We start from the raw sequence: 7,431 nt of genomic DNA, 5'->3' as shown, positions 1-7,431 counted from the left end.
CCGCACTCCCGCCCGCCCCTCGACGCCTGTGGACGAGCAGCGCGCCGCCGACCCACTCACGGAGGAGAGCGGAGCGCCCCGTCCACCCGGTGACACCGCCCCCGGCCCGAACGAACCCGACGAACCCGAAGAACCCCCCAAAGCCGCAGAGGCCGAAGAGGGCGACGATCCTCGGTCCGGCGGCATGTTCCGGTCCCTGCGCAACCGCAACTACCGGCTGTTCGCCGCCGGGCAGGTCGTCTCCAACACCGGGACGTGGATGCAGCGGATCGCGCAGGACTGGCTCGTCCTCGAACTCGCGCACGGCAGCGGCACCGCGCTCGGCATCACCACCGGCCTGCAGTTCCTGCCCATGCTCCTGTTCGGCCTGTGGGGCGGCGTCATCGCCGACCGCTACCCCAAGCGCCGCATCCTGGTGATGACGCAGGTGTCGATGGGCGTGCTCGCGCTCGTCCTGGGCCTGCTCGCCGTGACCGGCATGGCGCAGGTGTGGCACGTGTACGTGCTGGCCTTCGGGCTCGGGCTCGCGACCGTCGTCGACAACCCCACCCGCCAGTCGTTCGTGATCGAGATGGTCGGCAAGCGCGACCTGCCGAACGCGATCGCGCTGAACAGCGCCACCTTCAACGGCGCCCGCCTGCTCGGCCCGGCCGTCGCGGGCGTGCTGATCGCGATGATCGGCACCGGGCCGGTGTTCCTGGTGAACGCGGCGTCGTTCGGCGCCGTCCTGTTCGGCCTCTACGCGATGCGGACGGGCGAGCTGTACCCGGCGGAGCCGGTGAAGCGCGCCAAGGGCCAGCTCCGCGAGGGCCTGCGCTACGTGCGCGGGCGCCGCGACCTGACGCTGGTCATGGTCTTCATCGGGTTCATCGGCATGTTCGGGATGAACTTCTCCACGACCATCGCGCTGATCGCCAAGGAGGTCTTCGGCACCGGCGCGTCCGCGTTCGGGCTCGCGTCCAGCATGCTCGCGCTCGGCGCGCTCAGCGGCGCGCTGCTGGCCGCGCGGCGGGTCGCCCGGCCGCGGCTGCGGCTGCTGGTCGGGATGGGCGTGCTGTTCGGCGTGCTGGAGATCATCACCGGCCTGATGCCGACGTACTGGTCGTTCCTGCTGCTGCTGGTCCCCACCGGCATCGTGATGATGACGATCACGACGGCGGCCAACGCCACCGTCCAGCTCGGGGTCGCGCCGGAGATGCGCGGCCGGGTGATGGGCCTCTACATGCTCGTGTTCCTCGGGACGAACCCGGTGGGCGCCCCCACGGTCGGCTGGCTCGCCGAGCACCTCGGCGCCCGGACGGCGCTCGTCCTCGGCGGGCTGATCTCCGCCCTCGCCGCGCTGGCCGTGGGCGCGCTCGCCGCCCGCGGGTCGATCCGCCCCACGCTCGCCCGGGTGCTCGCGCGGCGGCCCGCCGCGCGGTGACGCCGGCCGGCGACCGGCCACGGGACGGGCGCAAAGCCGACCGATCGGCGTGACAACGGACGCCTCCTGCTGGAATGCTTGCCGGGTGGCCCTCCGGACGTTCCCATGAGGCTTTTCGTGGCGCTCGTGCCGCCACCGGACATCCTGGACGAGCTGGAGGAGGCCGTCCGCCCGCACCGCGACGCGGTCCCCGAGCTGAGATGGGTGCGGCGCGAGCTGCTCCACGTCACGCTGACGTTCCTCGGCGAGGTCGACGACCGCACCCTGGACCGGCTCCTTCCCCGGCTGGAACGCGCCGTCGGCCGGCACGAGCGGATGTCGCTGTCGCTGGCGGGCGCGGGCGCGTTCCCCGGCAGCGGCGCGCACGCCCGCGTCCTGTGGACGGGCCTGTTCGGCGACCGCCGCCGCATGGCGCGGCTCGCGGCGTCCACCACCGCCGCCGGGCGCCGCGTCGGGACGCTGCCCGACAAGCACCGCGGCTTCCGCCCCCACCTGACCCTGGCCCGCTCCAGGAAGCCCGTGGACGTGCGGCCCCTCGTGGAGTCGCTGTCGGCGTTCGCCGGCGCCGCGTGGACGGCCGGATCCGTCCACCTGATGCTCAGCCACCTGCCCGGCAAGGACTACAGCCAGGTGAGGTACGAGTCGCTGAAGACGTGGTCGCTGCGTCAGAGCTCGGGCGGCGGGGGCGCGGGCAGGTCCGCGTCCGGCGGCCCCCAGGGGACGCCGTAGCGTTCGCAGGCCCGGCGCAGCTCGTCCAGGTCGGGCGGGAACGAGACCTGGCGCAGCACCCGCCCGGACGGCCCCCACACCACCAGGCGCGGCATCCGCTCACGCGCCTCGTCGATGCCGATGCCGCCGATGCGGTCGCGCGGCAGATCCCACTCGACCTTGCCGCGCCTGGTCACGACCGCGAGCCCGGCGGACGACACGCGCAGCTGTGAGCGGTTCCGGTCGTGGAGCCAGTAGCCGACCAGGCCGATGACCAGGCCCGCGGGCACCGACCAGCTCGCCGTGGCGTTGAACCCGCCCAGCTCTGGGCCGAGCCACACCGCGCCCAGCAGCGCGACGGCCTCGCACAGCAGCACGCTCATCGCGTACGTCCCCGCGCGGGAGCGGCGGGTCGCGTCCAGCAGCGCGCCCGGGGCGGTCGCCGGGCCGGGCGGCGGCTCGACGGGGAACGCGAGGTCCTGCTCGCCGGCGGGGTCCGGCAGCGGCGCCGCGCCCTCCTGCCCGGCGCTGTGCGAAGGCAGGGCCGCGGCCGCCGGTTCGGGCCCGGCCACCGGCTCGGTCACCGGCTCGGCCCCGGAGAGCGTGGACACGGCGGAGTGGAACGCAGCGCTCATGTAGGCGTCGTACTCGGCGTCGTTGACCGGCAGCCCGGCGCGGCGCGCCGAGTCGCGCAGGTCGGTCCGGGAGATGCGCAGCGCCGACAGGGGCGCGGCGAAGAACTCGTCGCCGTCGGTGTCGTACAGCCGGACCCACGCGTGGCCCGCGATGGTCAGCAGCTCGATGCCGCCGATGCGGTCCTCGGGCATCTTCAGCACGACGTCCCCGGCGGCGTCGGCCCAGCCGAGCCCGCCGTCGGCGACGACCAGCCGGCCGCCCGGCACCTTCGCGAAGATCTCCGGCAGGCCCTCCAGCCCGTACTCGGGACGGCGCGGCGCCCGCGTCCCCGGGGTGATCACCCGGTAGCCGTGGTCGTCGAGGGCGTGCGCGAGCTGGAAGCCGTCGAGCCCGTGCGCGGGCAGCCGGGCGACGAGCTCCATCCGGTGCCCGAACGCGAGCGCGGCGAGGTCGGTGCGGCGCGGCACGTCGCTCACCGGGTCCAGCCGCAGCCCGGGGCCGACGACGACGGCGGCGACGTCGCCGGCCGGGAGGTCCTGCGCCTCGCGGCGGCGGCCGGGACGGGTCCGCACCCGCAGCCGCTCGGCCGTGATCGTCCAGTGGATCTGCGCGGCGCGCAGCAGCCGGCGGCGGGCCAGCAGGACGCCCGCGATCGCGGCGAGCACCCAGCAGCCCGCGGCGAGCCGGGCGCCGAACCCGCCGGTCCCGTCCACCGCGATCCGGACGATCATCACGGCGGCGAGCAGCGCGATGAGCGCGCCGAGGAGCGCGATCCGGCGGCGGCTCGGCAGTGGCTCCGGGGTGTCCAGCCGGTGTTCCGGGCGGCTCCGGCCCCTGCCCTTCCCCTTGCCGGCGGGCCGGCCGCGCTCACCGGCCGACTGGGCGGACGGCTGGGCGGACGGCCGGTCGGACGGCTCGTGGGCCGCGGCCAGCAGAGCCGCCTCCTGGTCGAGGAGCCGCTTCTCCGCGGCGTGGTCGCGCGGCAGGGCGCTGCCCTCCGGGGCGTCGTCGTCCAGCCCGGGGATGCGCATGGCCTCGTCCAGCGCGGGGTCCATCAGGTCGGTCGCCTCGCCGTCCAGGACATGCACGGGAATGCCCAGCCGGCGGGCCGTCACGAACACGGCGAGCGGCTCCATCCCCATCGCGGTCATCCCGCCCACCGCGGTGCGGCCGAACCGGTGGAACACCGTCAGCACCCCGTCGCCGGTGGTGATGGCCAGCGCCTCGATCCGGGACCGCTCATAGGAGGTCATCGTCCGCCCGTCCGGCGCGATCCGCTCCAGGCCGGACGCGGAGAGCCGCCAGTACGGCCGGGGGCGCCGGCGGCGCGCCTCCGGCGCCGCGCCGAGCAGCCACGGCGCGGCCGCGACGACACCGATCAGCGTCGCCCACAGCCACACCGGGCGGATCGGCAGCAGCGCCAGCGCCACCGCCAGGAGAGCGAACGGCCCGGCGGCGACGGGACGCCACCGGCCACCGGGACCCGCGAGGCCCACCAGCTCATGCTCCACAGTCCGCATCCTCACACGGGTCCCCGCGGGACCGTCGCCTCCTTCCGGCAACTGCACGCTCCCCGCCACCGAGTTCCATCGTGCCGGTCAGGTCGCCGCATCACCACCGTCACCCGTGCCCCTACGACCCCTCCCCGCGCTTGCGCAGCAGCCCGTACCCGACGGCGGCGGCGATGGCCAGCGCCAGGAACATGCCGGTCCGGGTGGTGGAGGCGTCCTTGCCCTCCTCGTCAGGGGTGCCCGAAGTCCCCGCGTTCTCCGGTGACGGCGCCTGCGACGGCGCATCGGACGGGAGCGCCTGCTCCGGAAGCGGGATCCGGTACACCGGCTGGTTCGTCCCCTCCGACCCCACCAGGAGGGCCGTGCCGTCCGCGGTGTAGGTCACCGACTCGCCCTGCTTCTGCGCCGGCAGGCCGATCGACGTCAGCGACTTGCCGGGGGTGCCGTCGGGGTTCACCGAGTAGAGGCGGGCGCCGAGGTAGGTCCGGATGACGCAGGTGCGGCCGTCGGGCGAGAACGCGCCGCCGGTGGCGATGGGCGGGGCCCCGGAGACCTCCCGGACGACGTTGAAACCGCCGGTCCGCAGCCGCGCCGGGGCCTGGTACACCTTGCCGCCGAACAGCTTGCTGGCGAGGTAGAGCCGGTTCGTCCGCGGGTTGATCATCAGGGTCTCGGCGTTGCGCGGCCCGTCCGCGTACTTGATCTTGAAGGCGGTGGCGCGGATCGTCTGGCTGCGCAGCCGGGCCGGCTCGGGGATCCGGTACACGGTCACGTACGGCCACGCGCCGCCGAGGTTGTCGCCGATGTCCCCGACGTAGATCGCCGGGCGGCCGCGCTCGTCCTGCCCGACCGCGATGTCCTCCCAGTCGCGGGCGTTCGCGCCGCCGAGGGTCAGCACGGCGCGCACGCCGCCGTCCGGGCCGAGCGCGAAGATCACCGGGACGTCGCCCGAGTCGTTGTGGGTGTAGACGACGCCCTTGTGCCGCCGGCTGACCGCCAGGCCGCTCGACTCGGTGATCCGCTCGTCCCGGATGGTGAAGGCCACCTGCTCCTCCGCGGCGGCGGGGGACGCCGGCCAGAGGAACATTCCCGCCAGGGCCAGTGCCGCAGCGGCACGGGCCGCCCGGAACGGGCCACGGCGGAACGGGCCACGGCGGATCCGGGCGGAACGGGGGCGACGCGCACGGCACAGTGACATGGCCTGATCATCCCCGTTCCGCGCCCCGCCCGTCCGCCCCGCGCGATCGGGTTCAGCCCGCGCCATCAGGACAGCAGCGCACCGACGACCACGGTCAGCACGAGCGCGGTCAGCACGGTGGGAAGCAGCCATCGGGGAGCGCGGTTCACGCAGCCGAGCTTATTCGGCCCGCCGCCCGGCGCGAACCGCCCGCCCATGATCTGCATCTCATCTGGCATGTGCGGATTGTTCGGGATGGTGCGCTCACCGTTCGCCGCCGACGCGGCACCCGCGTCGGACGTGTTCGTCATGCTGGGCATGCTCGCGGAGGAGCGCGGCACGGACTCGGCCGGGCTGGCGCTTCTCGGCGGGTGGCCCGGTCTCGGCGGCGCGGCCTTCGGATGCGGGGACGGCTGCCGCGTGCTGACCGGGCGCGGCCGATTCTCCGCGATCTGGCGGCCCGAGCTGCTCCCCGAGCTCGACCGCGCGCCGGTCGCCCTCGGCCACACCCGCTGGGCCACGCAGGGCACCCCGGCCGACCCGGCGAACGCCGGCCCGATGGCCGTCCGCGCGGCGGGGGACCGGGGCGCCGCGATCGTGGCCACGCACAACGGCGACATCGACGCGGGCGACCTGCGGTCGCGGTACGCGCCGCCGCCCGCGTCCGGGACGACCGACAGCGAGCCCGTCTTCCAGCTCCTCGCCGGCTGCGCCGACACGTCCGACGTGACCGGCGTGCTCGAATCGCTGGTCGGACGTGCCGCACTGGCCTGGGTCCACCGCGACCGCCCGACCGAGGTGCATCTCGCCCGCGCCGCACTCAGCCCCCTGACCGTCGCCGTCGACACCGAGCAGAACATCTACTGGGCCTCCAACCCGCGCTGGTTCCGGGAGGCGGAGCGGCACACGCGGGTGCGGTTCGCGACCGTCGTCATGCTCCGCGAGGGCACCTACCTCAAGGTCGGCATGGAGCGGCGCCCCGGCCGACGCGACCTCCCCGAGGTGCTGGCCACGGCGAACTTCCTGCCCACGGCCCGCGACTCCGACATTGACGACCGCGTCTGGACGGGCTTCACCGCCGCCGACGAGCAGTGCGACCGCGCCGGCCTGCGCCACCGCGTCGTGCAGCGCGCGGGCGGCACCGCCCGCGTCACGTCCGCGGCCTGACCGGGCCCCCGGCGAAATCAGGCGGACGGGCCCGGTCCTGCCTTCCCGGGCTAGAGACGCTCGACCACGTAGTCGATGCAGCCGGTGAGGGCTTCGACGTCGTCGGGGTCGATGGCGGGGAACATGCCGATGCGGAGCTGGTTGCGGCCCAGCTTCCGGTAGGGCTCGGTGTCCACGATGCCGTTGTTGCGGAGGATCTTGGCGACGGCCGCCGCGTCCACGTCGGCGTTGAAGTCGACCGTGCCGACCACCTGCGACCGCTGCGCGGGGTCCGTGACGAACGGCGTCGTGTAGCCGGTCTTCTCAGCCCACGTGTAGAGCCGCTGGGACGAGTCGGCCGTGCGGGACGTGGTCCACTCCAGGCCACCCTGGGCGTTCATCCACTCGACCTGCTCGGCGAAGAGCAGCAGCGTCGCCACGGCGGGCGTGTTGTAGGTCTGGTCCTTGGCGGAGTTGTCCCGGGCGGTCTTGAGGTTGAGGGACTCGGGGACGTACCGGTCGGCCATGGCGAGCTCTTCGATCCGCTCCAGCGCCGCCGGGGAGGCGAGCGCCACCCAGAGGCCGCCGTCCGCCGCGAAGCACTTCTGCGGCGCGAAGTAGTAGACGTCGGTCTCGGCCACGTCCACGGGCAGGCCGCCCGCGCCGGAGGTGGCGTCCACCAGCACGAGCCCGTCGCGGCCGGTCGTGCCCGCGGGGCGCCGGATCGGCATCGCGACGCCGGTCGAGGTCTCGTTGTGGGTGAGGGCGTAGGCGTCCACGTCCTCCTCGGCCGACGCCTCCGGGTGGGACCCGGGCGGGCTGGAGATCAC

General features: G+C 74.7%; 7 protein-coding genes. 3 read left to right on the top strand and 4 right to left on the bottom strand.

Features of this window, described 5'->3' with window-relative positions; all coding sequences use genetic code 11:
- Positions 1-184 precede the first annotated feature (184 nt).
- Positions 185-1,423, top strand: a complete 1,239-nt coding sequence (locus tag E1200_RS29040) for an MFS transporter (RefSeq protein WP_131955270.1) — start codon at positions 185-187, stop codon at positions 1,421-1,423.
- 105 nt (positions 1,424-1,528) lie between these two features.
- Complete coding sequence (thpR, locus tag E1200_RS29035) at positions 1,529-2,152, top strand: RNA 2',3'-cyclic phosphodiesterase (protein ID WP_131955269.1); 624 nt, start codon at positions 1,529-1,531, stop codon at positions 2,150-2,152.
- Here thpR and E1200_RS29030 read toward each other — a convergent pair.
- The 3 genes from E1200_RS29030 to E1200_RS34095 all read right to left on the bottom strand — a co-directional run bounded on the left by E1200_RS29030 (position 2,089) and on the right by E1200_RS34095 (position 5,694).
- Positions 2,089-4,287, bottom strand: a complete 2,199-nt coding sequence (locus E1200_RS29030) for a hypothetical protein (RefSeq protein WP_243708918.1) — start codon at positions 4,285-4,287, stop codon at positions 2,089-2,091. The genes thpR and E1200_RS29030 overlap by 64 nt on opposite strands.
- Positions 4,288-4,399: 112 nt before the next feature.
- Positions 4,400-5,365 (bottom strand): hypothetical protein, encoded by a 966-nt coding sequence (locus E1200_RS29025; protein WP_243708916.1) that lies wholly within the window; start codon positions 5,363-5,365, stop codon positions 4,400-4,402.
- 176 nt (positions 5,366-5,541) lie between these two features.
- Positions 5,542-5,694 (bottom strand): hypothetical protein, encoded by a 153-nt coding sequence (locus E1200_RS34095; RefSeq protein WP_165950510.1) that lies wholly within the window; start codon positions 5,692-5,694, stop codon positions 5,542-5,544.
- 16 nt (positions 5,695-5,710) lie between these two features.
- Here E1200_RS34095 and E1200_RS29020 point away from each other — a divergent pair, with 16 nt between their 5' ends.
- On the top strand, positions 5,711-6,622 hold the full coding sequence (locus E1200_RS29020) for a hypothetical protein (RefSeq protein WP_165950509.1): 912 nt from the start codon (positions 5,711-5,713) through the stop codon (positions 6,620-6,622).
- Between the two features lie 50 nt (positions 6,623-6,672).
- On the opposite strand, the gene serC is transcribed toward E1200_RS29020, so the two are convergent.
- Positions 6,673-7,431, bottom strand: a 759-nt coding sequence (gene serC, locus E1200_RS29015; protein WP_131955265.1) for a phosphoserine transaminase, incomplete at its 5' end; no start/stop codon positions are given.

The sequence above is a fragment of the Actinomadura sp. GC306 genome (assembly GCF_004348665.1).
Taxonomy (GTDB): domain Bacteria; phylum Actinomycetota; class Actinomycetes; order Streptosporangiales; family Streptosporangiaceae; genus Spirillospora.
The sequence above is the reverse complement of the archived record's forward strand: the minus strand, read 5'-3'. Positions and strand labels throughout refer to the sequence as shown.

Excerpts from the sequence above, each read along its gene's own strand:
- E1200_RS29040 (WP_131955270.1), top strand. The coding sequence starts at position 185 with ATGTTCCGGTCCCTGCGCAACCGCAACTACCGGCTGTTCGCCGCCGGG.
- thpR (WP_131955269.1), top strand. The coding sequence starts at position 1,529 with ATGAGGCTTTTCGTGGCGCTCGTGCCGCCACCGGACATCCTGGACGAG.
- E1200_RS29030 (WP_243708918.1), bottom strand. The coding sequence starts at position 4,287 with ATGCGGACTGTGGAGCATGAGCTGGTGGGCCTCGCGGGTCCCGGTGGC.
- E1200_RS29025 (WP_243708916.1), bottom strand. The coding sequence starts at position 5,365 with ATGTTCCTCTGGCCGGCGTCCCCCGCCGCCGCGGAGGAGCAGGTGGCC.
- E1200_RS34095 (WP_165950510.1), bottom strand. The coding sequence starts at position 5,694 with ATGCCAGATGAGATGCAGATCATGGGCGGGCGGTTCGCGCCGGGCGGC.
- E1200_RS29020 (WP_165950509.1), top strand. The coding sequence starts at position 5,711 with ATGGTGCGCTCACCGTTCGCCGCCGACGCGGCACCCGCGTCGGACGTG.